The 16,995-nt window shown below is 45.5% G+C and carries 13 protein-coding genes; 9 read left to right on the top strand and 4 right to left on the bottom strand.

Annotation, left to right across the window (positions count from 1 at the left end; all coding sequences use genetic code 11):
* The first annotated feature begins 51 nt into the window (after positions 1-51).
* From H8706_RS09605 to H8706_RS09575, 7 genes are all read left to right on the top strand, one after another.
* Positions 52-948, top strand: a complete 897-nt coding sequence (locus H8706_RS09605) for a M14 family metallopeptidase (RefSeq protein WP_262432443.1) — start codon at positions 52-54, stop codon at positions 946-948.
* The gene (locus H8706_RS09600; protein ID WP_262432442.1) at positions 945-1,928 is read left to right on the top strand and encodes an FAD:protein FMN transferase; all 984 of its coding nucleotides are present in this window, start codon (positions 945-947) and stop codon (positions 1,926-1,928) included. Before H8706_RS09605 ends, H8706_RS09600 begins: the two co-directional genes overlap by 4 nt.
* Before the next feature lies 1 nt (position 1,929).
* Positions 1,930-2,835, top strand: coding sequence for a thioredoxin-disulfide reductase (gene trxB / locus H8706_RS09595; RefSeq protein WP_262432441.1), 906 nt, complete (start codon positions 1,930-1,932; stop codon positions 2,833-2,835).
* Between the two features lie 235 nt (positions 2,836-3,070).
* Positions 3,071-4,126 (top strand): hypothetical protein, encoded by a 1,056-nt coding sequence (locus H8706_RS09590; protein WP_262432440.1) that lies wholly within the window; start codon positions 3,071-3,073, stop codon positions 4,124-4,126.
* 147 nt (positions 4,127-4,273) lie between these two features.
* Positions 4,274-7,306, top strand: coding sequence for a hypothetical protein (locus H8706_RS09585; RefSeq protein WP_262432439.1), 3,033 nt, complete (start codon positions 4,274-4,276; stop codon positions 7,304-7,306).
* Positions 7,307-7,456: 150 nt separating this feature from the next.
* Positions 7,457-9,016 (top strand): S-layer homology domain-containing protein, encoded by a 1,560-nt coding sequence (locus tag H8706_RS09580; RefSeq protein ID WP_262432438.1) that lies wholly within the window; start codon positions 7,457-7,459, stop codon positions 9,014-9,016.
* Between the two features lie 90 nt (positions 9,017-9,106).
* A complete protein-coding gene (locus H8706_RS09575) occupies positions 9,107-10,414 on the top strand; it encodes an S-layer homology domain-containing protein (RefSeq protein ID WP_262432437.1) in 1,308 nt (435 codons plus the stop codon).
* A 125-nt stretch (positions 10,415-10,539) separates the two neighbouring features.
* Here the strand turns inward: H8706_RS09575 and H8706_RS09570 are convergent, their stop codons facing one another.
* Genes H8706_RS09570 through H8706_RS09560 form a run of 3 tightly spaced genes read right to left on the bottom strand, consistent with a single transcriptional unit; the run spans position 10,540 to position 13,921 of the window.
* Positions 10,540-11,931: an FAD-binding oxidoreductase gene (locus tag H8706_RS09570; protein WP_262432436.1), complete on the bottom strand. Its 1,392-nt coding sequence runs from the start codon at positions 11,929-11,931 to the stop codon at positions 10,540-10,542.
* A 1-nt stretch (position 11,932) separates the two neighbouring features.
* Positions 11,933-13,120 carry an electron transfer flavoprotein subunit alpha/FixB family protein gene (locus tag H8706_RS09565; RefSeq protein ID WP_262432435.1) on the bottom strand — a complete coding sequence of 396 codons (1,188 nt, stop codon included), beginning with the start codon at positions 13,118-13,120 and terminating at the stop codon, positions 11,933-11,935.
* A gap of 12 nt (positions 13,121-13,132) precedes the next feature.
* On the bottom strand, positions 13,133-13,921 hold the full coding sequence (locus H8706_RS09560) for an electron transfer flavoprotein subunit beta/FixA family protein (protein WP_262432434.1): 789 nt from the start codon (positions 13,919-13,921) through the stop codon (positions 13,133-13,135).
* Positions 13,922-14,436: 515 nt separating this feature from the next.
* Here H8706_RS09560 and yajC point away from each other — a divergent pair.
* Together yajC and H8706_RS09550 are read left to right on the top strand one after the other, a co-directional pair.
* On the top strand, positions 14,437-14,781 hold the full coding sequence (gene yajC / locus H8706_RS09555) for a preprotein translocase subunit YajC (protein WP_178347461.1): 345 nt from the start codon (positions 14,437-14,439) through the stop codon (positions 14,779-14,781).
* Positions 14,782-14,848: 67 nt separating this feature from the next.
* A complete protein-coding gene (locus tag H8706_RS09550) occupies positions 14,849-15,256 on the top strand; it encodes a TIGR04086 family membrane protein (RefSeq protein WP_262432433.1) in 408 nt (135 codons plus the stop codon).
* Positions 15,257-15,599: 343 nt separating this feature from the next.
* Here H8706_RS09550 and H8706_RS09545 read toward each other — a convergent pair whose 3' ends face one another.
* Positions 15,600-16,964: a TrpB-like pyridoxal phosphate-dependent enzyme gene (locus H8706_RS09545; RefSeq protein ID WP_262432432.1), complete on the bottom strand. Its 1,365-nt coding sequence runs from the start codon at positions 16,962-16,964 to the stop codon at positions 15,600-15,602.
* Positions 16,965-16,995 lie beyond the last annotated feature (31 nt).

Here is a 16,995-nt window from a genome sequence, read left to right as displayed (position 1 = left end):
TCAACATAAAATTATACCAAACTTATGTTTACTTTTTACGGGAGGTTTGGTATGGATTTTAATAATTTCGACTATGAAAAACTTACGAAAACACTGTCGGCGCTGGTGAAAAAATACGCTTTTGCAAGCGTATTTTCGTGCGGAAAATCGGTGCTCGGGCGTGACATTCTGTGCATACGCATCGGCAAGGGAAAACGAAAAATTTTCTTAAACGGCGCGCACCATTCGCTCGAGTGGATAACCTCGTCGCTGCTTGCGTCCTACGCGTGCGATTATGCCGCGGCGCTCAAGGACGAAACCGAGTTTTGCGGTGAAAACATTTTAAAACTTTATCAAAGCGCGGCGTTTTACATCGTGCCTATGGTCAATCCCGACGGCGTGAATTTCGTGATTAACGGAATTAAGAAAAATTCGCCTGCGTACGGCGTTGTGAAAGGTGCGCTCGGAGGCAGAAACGTCAAAAAAGTGTGGCAGGCAAACGCGAACGGCGTCGACCTCAACCACAATTATGACGCGTCTTTTGCCGAGGGCAAAAAAATGGAGCGCGAAATGGGCATTTTCGGTGCGAATTACACGCGCTATTCGGGCGAAGAACCGTTTTCCGAACCTGAAACACAAGCGGTGAAAGCGCTTTTTGAAAAGGAAAAATTCGATATTTCGGTCGCTTTTCATTCGCAGGGTGAGGAAATTTACTACGACTTTGCAGGCAATACAAAATACAAACGCACCGCCGAGGCACTCGCAAAGGTGAGCGGATACACGGCGGCAAAACCCGGCGGAATTGCCTCGGTTACGGGATTTAAAGACTGGGTAATCGACAAATTTTCGCTTCCTGCGTTCACGGTTGAGGCGGGAAAAGGGCAAAATCCGCTTCCGTTTTCGCAGTTTGAAAAAATACGAAAGGATAATTACGCGCTCATCACCGAGTGTGCGTTTTTACGTTTATGAAAAAGAAAATTCTGCTTTTTTGCATTGTGCCGGCGCTTATTTTAACAGGCGCCGTTTTTTCTCAAAATGTTTCGTGCAGTGAAACAAAATTTATGCTCGATACATACGTCACCCTCACCGCTCGCGGATTTAACGCGAAAAAAGCGGTGTCCGAGTGCTTTGACGAGATAAAAAACTTTGAGCAAAAAAGCAGTGTCTATATATCGGACAGCGAAATTTCGCGCCTTAACGAAACGGGCGAAAACACCCTTTCGGACGAGCTTTTGCGCCTTGTTTCAAACGCGAAAATTTACACGTCCGAAACCGACGGCGCGTTTGACATCACGGTGAAACCGCTCGCCGATTTGTGGAATATCAAAAATTTCACGCGCGTTCCGACGGAGGCTGAAATTGCCGAAACAATGCCGAAAATCGGCGCGGATAACATTGAAATTTCCGAAAATTCCGTCCGCCTCAAAAACGGCGCGCAAATCGATCTCGGCGGTGCCGCGAAAGGTTACCTCGCCGATAAATGCGCCCAAATTATGCAAAAACACCGCGTGAAAAGCGCAATCTGCGACCTCGGCGGAAATATCTATGCGCTTGGCGAAAAAAACATAAAAATCGGACTGCAAAACCCGAACGGCGCGCGCGGTGAATATTTCGGTTATATCGAGGGCAAAAATATATCGGTTGTCACAAGCGGAGGATACGAGCGTTTTGCCGAGCTTGACGGCAAAAAATACATTCACATCATCAGTCCGCTCAACGGAAAATGCGCCGAAAGCGACGTCGCAAGCGCGAGCATAATCGGCAAATCGAGCGAAAAATGCGACGCTTTCGCTACTGCGGTCTGCGTTCTCGGCGTTGAAAAAGGTCTTGAAATTGTCCGCGCCGAGGACGGCATTGAGTGCGTAATCGCGGATAAAAACGGGTGTGTTTACACGTCCGGCAACGTAAATTTTAAAATTACCGACGAAAATTTCACAAGGGGAAATTGATATGGAAAAATATGATATAATCATCATCGGAGCCGGTCCGGCAGGGCTTAACGCGGCGCTTTATTCCGCGCGCGCCGGGCTGAAAACGCTTGTTCTCGAGCGCCTTTTTGCCGGCGGACAAGCGGCGACCACAAGCGAGGTCGAAAACTTTATCGGCACAGGCAAAATCGGCGGTGCGGCGCTTTGTATGCAAATGGAAAAACAGGCGAAAGATTTCGGCGCGGTGATAAAATTTGAGGACGTCGTAAGCCTTGACACCGCGAAAAAAGAAGTCACCACCAAAAAGAATGTTTACAGCGCGCGTGCGGTAATCGTCGCGACGGGCGCAAAACCGCGTAATCTCGGCATAGACGGCGAAGAAAAATTCCGCGGACGGGGTGTTTCGTACTGCGCGACGTGCGACGGCGGATTTTTCCGTGACAAAACCGCGTGCGTAATCGGCGGAGGCGACACCGCGGTTGAGGACGCGCTCTACCTTGCGAATTTGTGCAAAAAAGTTTATGTCATTCACCGCCGTGACACGTTCCGCGCGGCGCGTTCCAATGCGGAAAAACTCCGCAAAAACGATAAAATCGAAATAATTTTCGACACCGTTCCCGAAAAGATTTCGGGCGGTGATTTTGTGGAAAATCTGCGCGTCAAAAACGTGAAAACGGGCAAAGTGCGCGATATTTTAACCGACGCGGTGTTTGTTGCGGTCGGCACCGTGCCGACAAATTCTCTTACCGCCGGCACGCTCAAAACCGACGAAAACGGATATATCATAGTCGACCGCAATATGCGCACGTCACAGCGCGGAATTTACGCGGCGGGCGACATCTGCCAAAAACCGCTCAGACAGATAATTACGGCGTGTGCGGACGGTGCGGTGGCGGCGACTGCGGCGGCGGAGGACATTATGGAGTAAATGCACAAAAACACGGTGATTATTTGTGTAAACTCACAAAAATACAAAATTATTTTAATTAGCTATTGAAAAATCGCGCTGCTGGCTTTATAATTAACTTGTATAATTGGAAAAATGGCTTTAAATCCTTATAAAGCTGTTTTGCAAAAAGGAGGGATTTTGAAAAATAACTATTTTTTGCAGTGTCTTTTATACGAAAAGTTTTAAAAATTAAAAAAGGAGATGGAGAAAGATTATGAAACACATTTTCAAAAGAGCCTTGGCTCTCACAATGATTGCGGTACTCTTTGCCGTTTCGGCATTTGCCGCACCGACATTCTCGAATGTTGCTTATGACAAAACTTCGGGAAATTTAACAGTTAACGTAGACGGTTACACAGGCGGAAAGGATGCTACAATCCTTGTTCTCAAAGCAGGTGTTACACCGGCAAAAGCAACAAACAATGACATTATTTTTATTGACCAGGTTACAATCGGCGCAGGCGAAACTGTTGCTGACTATGTTGCTCCCATTAAAGTAAGAGCAAATGCGGTAGGCGCTGCCGGCGTTAACGTTTGGGTAGGCGGTGACGAAATCACAACTGCTGTTCCTTATACAAAAGCAGGCGAAACCGGCGCAACGGAAATCAGCCTTGCTGACGATCCTGCACCTTCGGAACCTACATATGCTGTAGAATTTGACAAAACTGCTGTATACAAAACACTTGAGGCTGCTAAAGGCGCGGTTAAAGTTAAGAAAACTTTAGACGGCACAGTTTCGTACCTCACAGCAGGCGAGTTCACAGTAACAGAGACAGAAACAGCGACAAATGTTTATACATTCACTGTTAAAGTAGGCGACAAAGTTGTTGGTACTGTTGAAGGCGTTACAATCACTCCCGATGTTACACCGGGCGGAAAAACAGGTATCACAGGTGTTGTAAGATATCGTAGAGCGGTTGGTAATGCGTACGATCTTGCTCCCGGTGCGCTTGTATTGATTACAAGTGGCAAAGATATCGTTGGAAGTGCAGTTACAGGTAGTGACGGTAAATTCGAAATAGAAGTTCCTGCTGGCACATATAGAGTGGTTGTAAGATTTGCATTGTTAAGTGCTGATAAAGTTACAAACTATGCTAATACCATTATTACAGATGTTGCAGTTTCCGATTCTATGGTTAGCCTCGTAACAGAGGGACGGGAATATATAGCTATTGAAAAGAGACTTGCAGGTGACGCTAATGATGACGGCGTTGTAAATAGTAATGACCTTAATGCAGTAAAGAAAGCCATTTCGGCTCTGTCCAAATAATCTTGAAGTTAAGGTATATTGAGTTGCAAAATAAGATTGAGTTTTCTCAATCTTATTTTGCGCATAAACATTGCATAATATTTTGCATTAGAGCTTAGAAATTGCTCCGATGCATGATATAATAACATTTTATAGGAGGAAAACTTAATGAAAACTTTTAACAAGGTTATCAGTTTAGTAACGGTAATAGTTTTTGTTTTCTCTATGATGGCTGTTCCTGCTTTTGCGACTGGGCGCGAGGGATTCCCTACGGTTACTGGAAATGAAAATTTGACTGTTACATACTATTCTGATAGTGCGCTTACTAATGAAATTAAGAACGCAGAACCTAACAGCGTTGTATACGCAAAGGTGACTGCAAATGTTCCGAGCGGAACTTTTGCTTCGCTTGATGTTAACCTTGCAGTTGAAAATGCAACGATTGATGAGGATATTAGTAGCTTTTCAATAGCGGGTTTGGCTAGAGACACATCAGTCGGCAATACTATAAATTCCGCACGAAATGGTGCAAATATTTACATAGGATTAGATAGTGAAGGTGGTGGATCTTACAATTCACCAACGAATTACGAAGAGTTAAGTGTTGATCCTTCGTATATGGATTTGGCAGGTAGTACGAGTTTTGCAGTTACGACTTATAAATTGACAGTCGGTGCAAGCGGAACTGTTAAATTTACAAATTCTGGTGAATCCGCTGGAATGGGTTGCGGTATAGATATAGGTGGTATTGATTTTGACTTTGAAACAGGCGAAGGCAGTGGTGACCCGATAGTTGAACAGGTGACTGTTGTAGACACCGGACTTGCTATCGGCGGTTCTACACCAGCTGAAAAACAGGTATCGTTTAAGGCTACATTTGACGAAACAAAAGAATACAGTCACAAGCTTTCGGCAGCTGACCTCGAAGATGCAATCGCGAAAGACATTACAGTTGTCAAAACAGTTGACGGTACACAGGGCACTGACAATATTATTGCTGATTTGAAAGTTGATTTTGATCACGAAAATCACAAGTTTACAATCAACTTTGCAAATGGTGTAGGCGAGGGCGAAGTGCTTGCAACCGGCGCGGCTGCAACTGCTACATTCACTTATAAGCTTACCGAAGCTGTGGTAGATTACACATATGATCACGTTGAATTTAACGGTGCCAAGGTAGAAGGCGGAAGAGTTGAAACTGCTTATGACGCAAAATATCTTGATGATACAACTTTGAAAAATGCTTTCGTAGTTTACGGCAAAAAGACAGTTGACGGTGTTGCGACCGAGGAAGTTGTAGCTGTTCCGGCTGATAAAGGACATGTTAACATTGGCAGATCTGCGACCTCTAATGAAGTTTCCATTTTTGTTTACTTCAAAGGTGCGAATATAGAATCTATCACATTAGGATTTACAGACGTTCCTGTTGATTATTCTAATGTAAAGGCTGAACTTACAACTACTGAATTTGCAAACAATACCGACGCAGCAACAGTAAAAGCGGCTGTTAAGGTTACTGCAACAAAAACACAGGGCGTTATTAAAACAGATAACATTACTTTGACTCTCGGCACGGATTACGACGTTGAAATCTACGGCAATCCGGCAAATGTTACTGAAAACGGTTACGTTACAGTTACACTCAAAGGCGAATTTGCAGAAAAAGAGCTTACTCCTTTAGACGGTAAACTTATCTTTGGTGTAACTCCCGACACAATCGAATATAAAGATTATGTTATCGAGTTTGAAGGCGGAAACACAACATTTTTAGCAACTGCAACCGATGAGGACATCAAAGGTAAAATGACAGTTAAGGCTGACAAATATGTAAACAGTTCTAAAATCGGAACTGAAGAAGTTGCTCCTGCTAACTTCGAGAGCGTTGTTATCGAAAGATCAACAGGTCTTGTTACTGTTACACTCAAAGCCGGCGAACCGTACAAAGGTGAAACTGTTACTGCAACAATTACACTCAAAGATGTTATCGAATACAGAAATGTTAGAGCGACAATGTCTACAAGAATGTTCCCTGCAGGCGCGACTGACGAAACTATCAAAGGCGCGCTCACAATCGTTGCTGACAAATATGTAAACAACGTTTTGGACGGCGCTGAACAGAGTGCATTGCCGGCAGACGAATACACTGTTGCTATTGATACAGTTGACGCGAACAACAAAACAGTCAAAATCACATATTCGGAAAAATGCATAAGTGTTGCTGACGCATACAAAGAATTTGCTGTTGCAGTAGGTATAAGCGCTAACGCTAAAATTACACTTTCTCCTGCAGGTACAGTAAACAAAGGCGAAGACTTTAATGCTGCAATCAGCGTTGAAGGTCTTGGCACAAACAAAGTTTACGCGGCTGTGATTAAAATCTCTGCTAACACGGGTACAGGTACAGGTACACTTGTAAGCTTTACACCGGCGGCAGGTTACGATAAGCATAGTGAAGATATGGAAAACGGCACTGTTACTGTTATAAGAAATGCCGGCGGAACAGCTGCAGACGTACTCGGTACGTTTACAATTAAAGCTGCTGCTGATAAAGATGCTGAAATTGTAGTTAAGGTTGAGACGCTTAAACTTACAACCGTTGAGGGCGACGACATTGCAAATCTTCCGTCATTCACAGGCGATGAGGAGAGAATCATCGTAACGGAGGTTGTTGTTCCCACAACTGCAAAAATCAATGCATCGTTCGACATTAAGACACTTGGTGACGTTACATCTGCAAAAGACAAATTTAAAGCAGGCTTGAAAGTTACAAAAGGCACAGATGTTGTAACGGTTCCTGCAGAAAACATTGTTGTTACCGAAAAGAAAGTTGAGCTTAAAGACCTCGAAGTTGAGGCAGGTGTATACAAGGTTTCGGTAGACGTTCCGGGTTATACAAAAGCTGAAGTTGAAATTAAAGTTATATACGACAGCGAAACAAACACTATGAATGTTACAAGCAGTGCAACAGGCAGAGAAGCTATCTATGCAGGCGATGTGGACGGAAACGGATCCATCAATGCAAAAGATTACGCTGACCTCGTTGCAAAAATCGGTCAGGCTGCTGCAGAAAATGTAAACTGCGACCTCTACACAAAAGACGGCGAAGCAAACATCAGCGTTAACGATATTATCACAATGGTTTACGAATTTGAAACATACTTCGGCGCAACAATCACATCGGCAGGTCTTATCGTTGAATAATTTCTGCTGATTAAACGGCAAAATTTCAGTACAATTTTTAAAGTAATTAAGCTTGGAAATCAAAGCTGAATATCTTAAAGCGAGGGCAGTTTTGCTCTCGCTTTAAGGACTATTAAGAGTATATCAATCGGTAAAAGCGAGGACACACATATGATAAATACTAAAAAAGTTATATCTTTAACTTTGATATTTGCAGTGCTTATTTCTGCTTTTTCGTTCAGCGTATTTGCGGAAAATTCCTATTCGAAATACACCCTTTTGGGCAGTTTCGGCACGCTCGACGAGGCAGGAAGTACACTTTCAAATGCATCAAAAGGCATTATGAAAGGCGACATTATAAAGGTTTACATAGGCGCGAGCTTGAAAGGCGTTTCAAAGGACAAGGTTACTGCGTTCCACCTTCTCGGCACAACGTCGGACAACCTTAAAATTGTTGGTTCGGGTTTTGCGGCTGATGAGGCAATCACCGAAATCGGCGGAACTGCGCCTGCAATTCAGGACGGTATTCCCGACGGCTACAAAAACCTTAACAAAATGATACACAACAGCAAAACTGCGGATCAGAACATTGATTTTACCGCGGTTGTTATGCCCAACACAGAGGGCAACGCGATTAAAGCTGACGAAAACAGCAATGCAACCCTTATTTGGCTTGAACTTGAAGTTGTCGGCACGGGTTTGCTCACAATCAAGCTTGATAATTCGTATGTGAGAACTGCGTTTGACGCAGCAGACAGCGACAATTTCACAATAACGGGTGATGTATTCTCGCAGAGAACATATCAGGTTAACGACGACGGCGGAAAACGTGTTCCGACCGGCACAGTCCGCAACCCCGGCAAGGCAGGATCGATTGACAAAGTAACCGTTGCAAACGTTGACGGCGCAGAAACTGCAATCGACCAGGGTACGAAGAAAATCAGCATTACGCTCCCCGAGGGCACAGATGCTTCGGATATTGAGCTTAACGTAAGTATCACAGGTGTTTCGGTTTCGTACAAAAAAGGCGACAAACTCGACCTTACCGAGCCGAAAGAAATCACTGTTAAAGGTACAGACGGCAAAGAGGTTGTTTACACAATCGAGGCGACTGTTAACGGCAGTGAGCCGGTTAAACCCGACCAGCCGACCGCTGACAGCGAATACAGCGACGTTGAAAAGAACCGCTGGTCGCACGATATGATTGACGCGCTCGTTAAATCGGGTCTTGTTGACGGCTACGGCAAAGACGAAAACGGCAAACTTATCATTCGCCCGACAGGTCTTATCACAAGAGAAGAAGCGGCAAAACTCTCTGTTTCGGCTTACGGTTTAGATGTTGACGCATCGGCAACGCTCAACTTTGCAGACGCGTCTGACGTTGCAGACTGGGCTGTTCCGTACGTTGCGGCAGGTGCAAACCACCCCAACAAAATGGTTAGAGGCTACGAGGACAACACGTTCAGAGCGAAAGGCAATGTTACGCGTGAAGAGCTTGTTGCTATGATTATCAACACATTCGGTTTCGGCGTTGACGAAAATCCCGAAATCAAATATGCTGACGCTGACGAAATCAGCTGGTCGGCAGGTTATATCTCGAAAGCGGTTAGCCTCGGCATTGTTTTGGGCTACGAGGACAACACGTTTAAACCTGCGCAGTCGGTTACAAGAGAAGAAGCGTTTGCTATGTTTGAGCGCGCACTTAAAATTTACAAAAGCTTAACCGAATAATTTTGGTTTAATGTGATTGACAAAACCCGCTTTTGCGGGTTTTGTTTTTCAAACGGAAGTTTTAAAATAAACATCAACAGGGAGGATATTATGAAAAAATTTTTGTCGGTAATTCTCGCTTTGGTTTTGGTTTTGTCGGCGTTCGGCACGGTTTTTGCCGATAATTCGTACGGCACTTACACCAAAATTTCGGGAAAAATCGAGCGTGACGGCGACGGCGATATTAAAGTAGGCGACAAATTTAAGGTGAATATTGCGGTAAATTTTAATGACTCAACACCAATTGAAAAAGTTACCGCGTTCCATATTGTGGGAAATTGCAGTGACAATCTCAAAATTACGGGATTTGATTTTTACGATACGAGCAAAAAACCGTCCAATATTTCTACAAAAGATATGGAAAATCAGAAAATAAACTACACGTCGGTTGCCGGAGCACAGGACCCGTTCGTTGAGGCGGACGCGGACGGTTACGGCAGACTTATCTGGATTGAATTTGAGGCTGTAAAAAGCGGTTCGGCAACAATTCATCTCGAAGATTCGTACATCAGAAGTGCGGTTGAGGTCGATCCGCAGAACAACAGATGTCTTGCCGCGGACGATTTGACAGTTACGGTTGCGTCGGACGGCTCGGACAGTTCAGACGAGTCGGACAACTCCGATAATTCGGGCAACAACGGAAACAACGGCGGTTCAACTTCGGGCGGTTCGTCAAGACCGTCCAAAGGCGGAAGTACGGGCACAGCATCGGGCGGTGACAGCAAAAATGACACGAACACCGACGTAAAAACCGACGAAAACACAGACACAAAGACCGACGACGGAAAGACCGAGGAGATTTTGCACAATTTTGCCGATGTTGACAAAAACCACTGGGGATACGCGTTTGCAAACGATTTGTTTGAAAAGAAAATCATTTCGGGCGCAGGCACAAACGAAAACGGCGAGGTTATGCTCAATCCCGACACGGCGCTCACTCGTGAAGAAGCGGTGAAAATTGCGGTTTCGGCGGCGAGTATCGCATTGAGCGACAGTTTCGAGCTTACGTTTGCCGATAAAGATGAGATTTCCGACTGGGCGGCGGCGTACGTTTTTGCAGGCTTTGAAAAAGGCATTTTGAAAGGTTATGAGGACGGTACGTTTAAACCGAAAGGCGCGATTACGCGTGAGGAGCTTGTGAAGGTTCTGCTCGGCGCGTTCGGCATTGAGGTTGACGAAAACGCGGATGTTTCGGCATTTACCGACGCCGATAAAATTGAATGGTCCGCGCCGTACATTGCAAAAGCGGTTGAAAAAGGCATTATAAAAGGCTATGACGACGGCTCGGTTAAACCGCAGAACACGGTTACGCGCATTGAGGCAATTACAATGTTCGGCAGAGCAATGTCGGCGAAATAATGTTTTTGAAATATTTTTGAAATAACAAAACGCACTTCGGCTAACTGAAGTGCGTTTTTATTATGCAAAAACCCCTGCAAATCATTAGAAATGCAGGGTTTTTGTTATGAGGTAAAATTTGTTTTCTAAAACAGTTTATTCGGATTTAAAATATTTTTCGGGTCGAAAACCTTTTTAATTCCGCGCATAAGCTCAATGTTTGCACTGTCAAGCGAACGCGCAAGATACGCTTTTTTTGCAAAGCCTATGCCGTGCTCGCCCGACACCTCGCCGTTTAACTCTTTCGCTTTTTTATACATCTCGTTCATTGCGGAATTGAGTTTTTCCACCCATTCGCGTTCGCCCAAATCGTCTTTTAAAACGTAAATGTGCAAATTGCCGTCGCCCGCGTGACCGAAACATTTAATTCTCGCGCCGACCTGTTTTTGCAGTGCGTGCGAAAATTCCACCATTTCGTTGACCGAACTTCGCGGAACAACCACGTCCACCTCGTCCATATCGGTAGTAGAATTTTTGATTGCCTCCAAAAACGCTCCGCGCGCTTTCCAAATCGTTTCGTCGCGCTCGTCGGTGTCGGATATAAATATGTCGATTGCGCCGTTTTCAAGGCAGATTTTCGCGGTGTCGTCATAGTAATTTTCAATTTCCTCCTTGCTGTTTCCGTCGAATTTCAGCAAAAGATACGCGTCGGAGGTGGAGTCGGGGAACTTACTTCCGAGATAGCTTTCCGCGTCTTCAATAACCTCTTTTTGCATAAATTCCACTGCGGTGGGGATACATTTCGCCTTGATAATCTTCGGCACGGTGCCGATTGCCTTTGAAATGTTTTTAAACGGAATGAGCAGACTCACCGTTTTTTTCGGCAGAGGAAGAAGTTTGAGCGTCGCTTTTGTGATAATTCCGAGCGTGCCCTCACTGCCGACCATAAGGTCTTTGAGCGCGTAACCCGAACTGTTTTTCACGATTTTTCCGCCGAAATTCACAATCCGTCCGTCGGGCAGAACAACCTCAAGATGACGTACGTAGTCGCGTGTCACGCCGTATTTTACCGCGCGCATACCGCCCGCGTTTGTGCTGATGTTTCCGCCGATTGTCGCGGTTTTCTCGCCCGGGTCGGGCGGATAAAACAGGTCGTGCTCGGTGACAAACTGCGCAAGCTCCATTAAAAGAACGCCCGGTTCAACCGTGATTGTGAGGTTTTCCTCGTCAAGCTCCAAAATTTTGTTCATCTGCGAAACGTCCAGCACAATGCCTCCGCAAACAGGCACGCACGCGCCGACAAGTCCCGTTCCGCTTCCGCGCACGGTGAGCGGAATTTCATTTTCGTACGCATAGCGCGCGATGCTCGAAACCTCCTCGGTTGTGAGCGCTTTAACAACGATGTCGGGCGCGCTGTGAGCGTTGCCGAGCTCGTCGTGCGAATATTCCTCGTTGATGTTCTCTTTGTATAACACTCTCTCGCCGTCGCGGATAATTTTTTCTATGTCAAGATAATTTTTTTTGTCAAACTTTGCCACTTTATCTGCCCTCCTCAATGCGTTTTATAAGCGCCGGCACAATCTCGTAAATGTCGCCCGTGATGCCGTAGTGCGCAGTCTTGAAAATGGGCGCTTTTTCGTCTTTGTTAATCGCGAAAATGTATTCGGAATTGTTCATTCCGGCGGTAAACTGCACCGCGCCCGAAATTCCACACGCAATGATAAGGCGCGGACGAACCGTTCTTCCGCTGAGACCGATTTGATGTTTTGCGTCCAGCCAGCCTGCCTCGATAAGCGGTCTGGTACAGGCAATTTCGCCGTCGAGAAGATTTGCAAGCTTTTCAAAAATCTTGATGTCGTCTTTCGACTTCACACCTCTGCCCAACGCCACGATAACGTCGGCGCTCTCAATGGTTTTAACCTTTTCTTTGGGCGAAATTTCAAGAACCTCTGTCGCGGTTTCAAGCTTTCTGCCGTCAATTTTGCAGATGATTTTTTCGCCGTGGATTTCGTCCGACCGCTCGGGTGAATTCATCACCTTGTAGCGCACCGTCGCAAGCTGGGGACGGTTGTTCGGCGTCACAATCTGCGCCATAATGTTTCCGCCGAACGCCGGGCGTATTTGGATAAGGTCGGTTTCGCCGTTTATGTCCAAAATGGTGCAGTCCGCGGTAAGGCCTGTTTTAAACCTCGCCGCCACACGCGGTGCAAGCTCGCGTCCGACGGTGGTTGCGCCGACCAAAATCACCGACGGCTTAACCTTGTTTATAAAATCTTCAAACACCGCGGTGTACGTTTCGGATATGTAATTTTTAAGCTTTTCGTCGTCGTAAACAAAAACCTTGTCAGCGCCGTAATGCAAAAGTTCGTCGGCGGAATTTGTTATTCCGCTTCCCATAAACACGCAGTAAACCTCGTGTCCGATTTTAGACGCAAGTTCGCGCGCCTTGCCGATGAGCTCAAACGTCACGGGGTGAATGTTTCCGTCCTCGTGGTCAACGTAAACCGCAATTCCGTTCCACTTGCTTTTGTCTACAATTTCGACGGGTTCTTCCTCAACAAGCGCCGCACCGCCAAGGCCTTTTTTAACGCAGATTTTGCACATTTTACAGCCCGCGTCGGCAGAAATTTCTCCGCTCGCCTCAACTTTGAGCGCGCCGAACGGACACAGCCTTACAAAAGCCTCAACGTCGGTGATTTTATCTTTATGAAAAACAATTTTTGCCATTTTTTTCTCTCCTTATATGAACTTCAGCTCTTTGAGTTTGCCGGCGAATTTGCTTACAATTTCACCGCTTTCGCCCTGCCACATTTCGCGCTTGTCGTTCACTTCGGGCGGAAAAATGCGCTGAACCTGTGTCGGCGAGCCGTTCAAACCGTAGTGCATAGGGTCGGTGTCATCAAAATCACCGAGCGTAAACAATGTGATTTTCCTGTCCTTGGTTGCCTGCTTTTTGAGATACGACGGCAGACGCGGAATGTAGATGTCTTTTTCCACGCTGATGAGGCACGGAAAGGCGAGTTTCACTGTTTCGACCGCGAGGGGAAGGGTCCGTTTCACAGTTATGCTTTTCGCGTCGGCAGATATAATTTCGGTAACGTTCGTCACCGACGAAAGGGATAAATATTCCGAAATTTCGGGTCCGACCTGCGCGGTGTCGCCGTCTGTGCTCTGCTTTCCGCAGATGATTATGTCAAATTCACCGCTTTTTTTGAGACCCTGCGAAATTGCACGGCTTGTCGCGAGAACGTCCGCACCGGCAAAAGCACGGTCGGTTATGAGATACCCGTCGTCAACGCCCATTGAAAACGCCTCGTATATCACCGCCTCCGCCTGCGGAGGGCCCATTGTGATAACGCGCACCTCACCGCCGTACTGTTCTTTTAAGCGGAGCGCGGTTTCGAGTGCGTACAGGTCGTACGGGTTCATTTTTGAATCGACGCCATTTCGCTTCAGCACGCCCGTCACGGGGTCAACTTCGACTTTGTTTGTGTCGGGCACCTGTTTTATACATACTGCAATTTTCATTTTGTTAGTCCTTTCATTAAAAATTGAAGATTTATGTTATTTTTTTAATTTAATCATATCACGAATAATATAATAACATATTTAATTTGATATATCAAGAATTGATAATTTTTTATCAAGCCATATTAAAATGTTTGTATGATAGTCACAAAAATGTACGATTTTTTTGTGGAAAAGGGAAAGAGGGGCGAGGGGACGGTTCCCCTGTTACCCCTCTTTTGCAGTTTGTAAGGTTTGAATTGTCTTTTCATATCAAAAATAGGTTATCGTTATTTTTTCTTTTGCTCCGCAGGCACCGCTTTTACGCTAAAAGCGGGGAAAAGCGGAGCAAACCTAAAAAATAACAAATTTTATGTTTTTGATATGACAAGATAATTTAAAAATTAAAATCGGGATTGCAAATGCGCCCCTTTACATAAAACCTAAAAATTACGGATAATTTTGTCAAAACTATTGCAAAAAATAAAAATATACTGTATAATATTTACTACCAATAAAAAAACGAGGTGCTATAAATGTTATTTGAAACAGTATTCGCAGAACCGGCCGCAACAGCGGCAAACGGCGCGGCGGCAACAGGCGGAAGCCTTATTTCCGCATTCGCTCTGCCCGTTATTATGCTTGTGGTATTATATTTTATTATGATAAGACCGCAGAGAAAAAAGGACAAGCTTGTTAAAGAAATGCTTTCCCAGCTCACCGTCGGCGATAAAATTCTTACAATCGGCGGTATTCACGGCAAAATCACCGCGATAAAAGACGACAAGCTCATCATCGAGTCGGGTATGGGCGCGGACGTGTCCCACATCAAAATCGAAAAATGGGCGGTTAAAGAGGTTATCAAACCTTACGAAGCGTAAAAATTTGTAATTAAAATGCAAAACCCCGAATAAGCTTGTAATATAAAGGTTATTCGGGGTGATTTTTTTGAAAAAAATTGAATTTGCATCTGCGGAGGGAAACGGCGGAGCGCGCCTTAAAACCGTACTTTTCGCGGTGGGATTTTCGTATCTTCTGGCGCTTGTTGTGCTGTTTATTCTTGCGCTGATTGTTACATATACGCCGTTTAACGAGGACTTTTCAAAAACCGCAGTGGGGGTTGTAAACGCAATATGCGCCTTTGTATGCGGTGTGCTTTCGGCAAAAAACGCACAGTCGCGCGGATATTTGCACGGCGGAATTTGCGCGGTCATCTACCGCGCGCTTTTAACGGTCATCGGCGAGCTTGTATACACCGGTGCGGATTTCGGTCTGCGTTTTGCGCTGTCGCTCGTTTCGGCGTTCGTTTTCGGTGCAATCGGCGGTATTGTCGGCATAAATATCGGAAAAAGGTAAAAAAGAAAAAGGCGGCTAAAGCCACTCCTCGATAAGACAACATTGCCTTAAAAACATATTTTTCGCGCCTTTCTGCGTTAAAAAAGCCCGCAATCCGTCAGGATTACTCACTTTTTTGCCTTGAAATTCATCAAAAAATCTTGTTTTTAAGGTGCAGAGCAGTTTTGAATATCGGATTTTACAATTCAGACAAGAAATAAAACCTGCCGTTATGCTGACGCATATGGCAGGTTTTTGACGTAGTATGAATTTAAAATACGGCTTCAAAACCAATGCTTTCTTATTGAGGAGTGGCTAAAACCGCCTTTTGTATTGCAAATTGTTAAAAATTAGTCGCCTTTTTTTACATCTCGGGAAGAGTGTCGAAGCCTTTCTGAAGTTCCTCATCGGTGGGAATATAATCGGTCATTGTGCCGTTTAAATACGACTGATATGCGCTCATATCAAAATATCCCGTGCCGGTAAGACCGAACAAAATTGTCTTTTTCTCGCCCGTTTTTTTGCACTTTAATGCCTCGTCAACCGCGGCTCTTATCGCGTGCGACGACTCGGGCGCCGGGAGCGTGCCCTCGGTTTTTGCAAACATAACCGCCGCGTCGAAAACTTTGGTCTGCTCAACCGACACCGCGTCGATATATCCTTCGTCGTAAAGCTTTGAAATGACGGTGGACATTCCGTGATACCTCAAACCGCCTGCGTGGTTGGGCGACGGCATAAATCCGCTGCCGAGCGTATACATCTTCATAAGCGGTGTCTGCTTGCCGGTGTCGCCGAAATCGTACGCGTATTTTCCGCGCGTGAGCGACGGGCAGGACGCAGGCTCAACCGCGATAAATTTAATGTCATTTTTTTCCTCGATTTTTTCCGCCATAAACGGTGCAATAAGTCCGCCGAGGTTTGAACCTCCTCCGGCACAGCCTATGATAATATCAGGTTTTATGCCGTATTTGTCCAGCGCGGTTTTGCTCTCAAGACCGATAACCGACTGGTGCATCAAAACGTGATTGAGCACACTGCCGAGAACATAACGGCAGTTTTCGGTTTTCATTGCAACTTCGGTAGCCTCCGAAATTGCACAGCCGAGCGAACCGCCCGTTTCGGGATTTTCCGCAAGAATTTTGCGTCCAACCTCGGTGGTGTCGGACGGCGAGGGGATAACTTTCGCGCCGTAGGTTTCGATAACCGCCTTGCGGTACGGCTTTTGCTGCGACGAAACTTTAACCATATAAACGCTCAAATCCACGCCGTAAAACGCGCACGCCATAGAGAGCGCCGTGCCCCACTGACCTGCTCCCGTTTCGGTGGTGAGCTTGGTGATGCCCTGTTCTTTCGCGTAGTAAACCTGTGCCGCCGCGGAATTTAACTTGTGCGAGCCTGACGTGTTTGTGCCCTCGAATTTGTAGTAAATTTCGGCAGGCGTGCCGAGTGCTTTTTCAAGATTGTACGCACGCACCAGAGGCGAGGGGCGGTACATTTTGTAAAAGGACTGAATTTCTTCGGGAATTTCGATATATTTGTCGGTTACGTTAAGCTCCTGTTTTGCAAGCTCGGTGCAGAAAATGTGCGACAATTCGTCCAATGTGCACGGCTGTTTTGTCCCGGGATTGATAATCGGTTCGGGTTTGTTTTTCATAAACGCCCTCAAATTCAGCCATTTTTTAGGCATTTCGTCCTCTGTCAAATAGATTTTGTAGGGAATTTTTGTCATTTTGATTTCTCCTTTAAAATTTATTTGAGAA

Source organism: Qingrenia yutianensis, from assembly GCF_014385105.1.
In the GTDB taxonomy this organism is placed as follows: Bacteria; Bacillota; Clostridia; order UMGS1810; family UMGS1810; genus Qingrenia; species Qingrenia yutianensis.
Note: the sequence above shows the minus strand (reverse complement) of the source record. Positions and strands in the feature narration are given on the sequence as shown.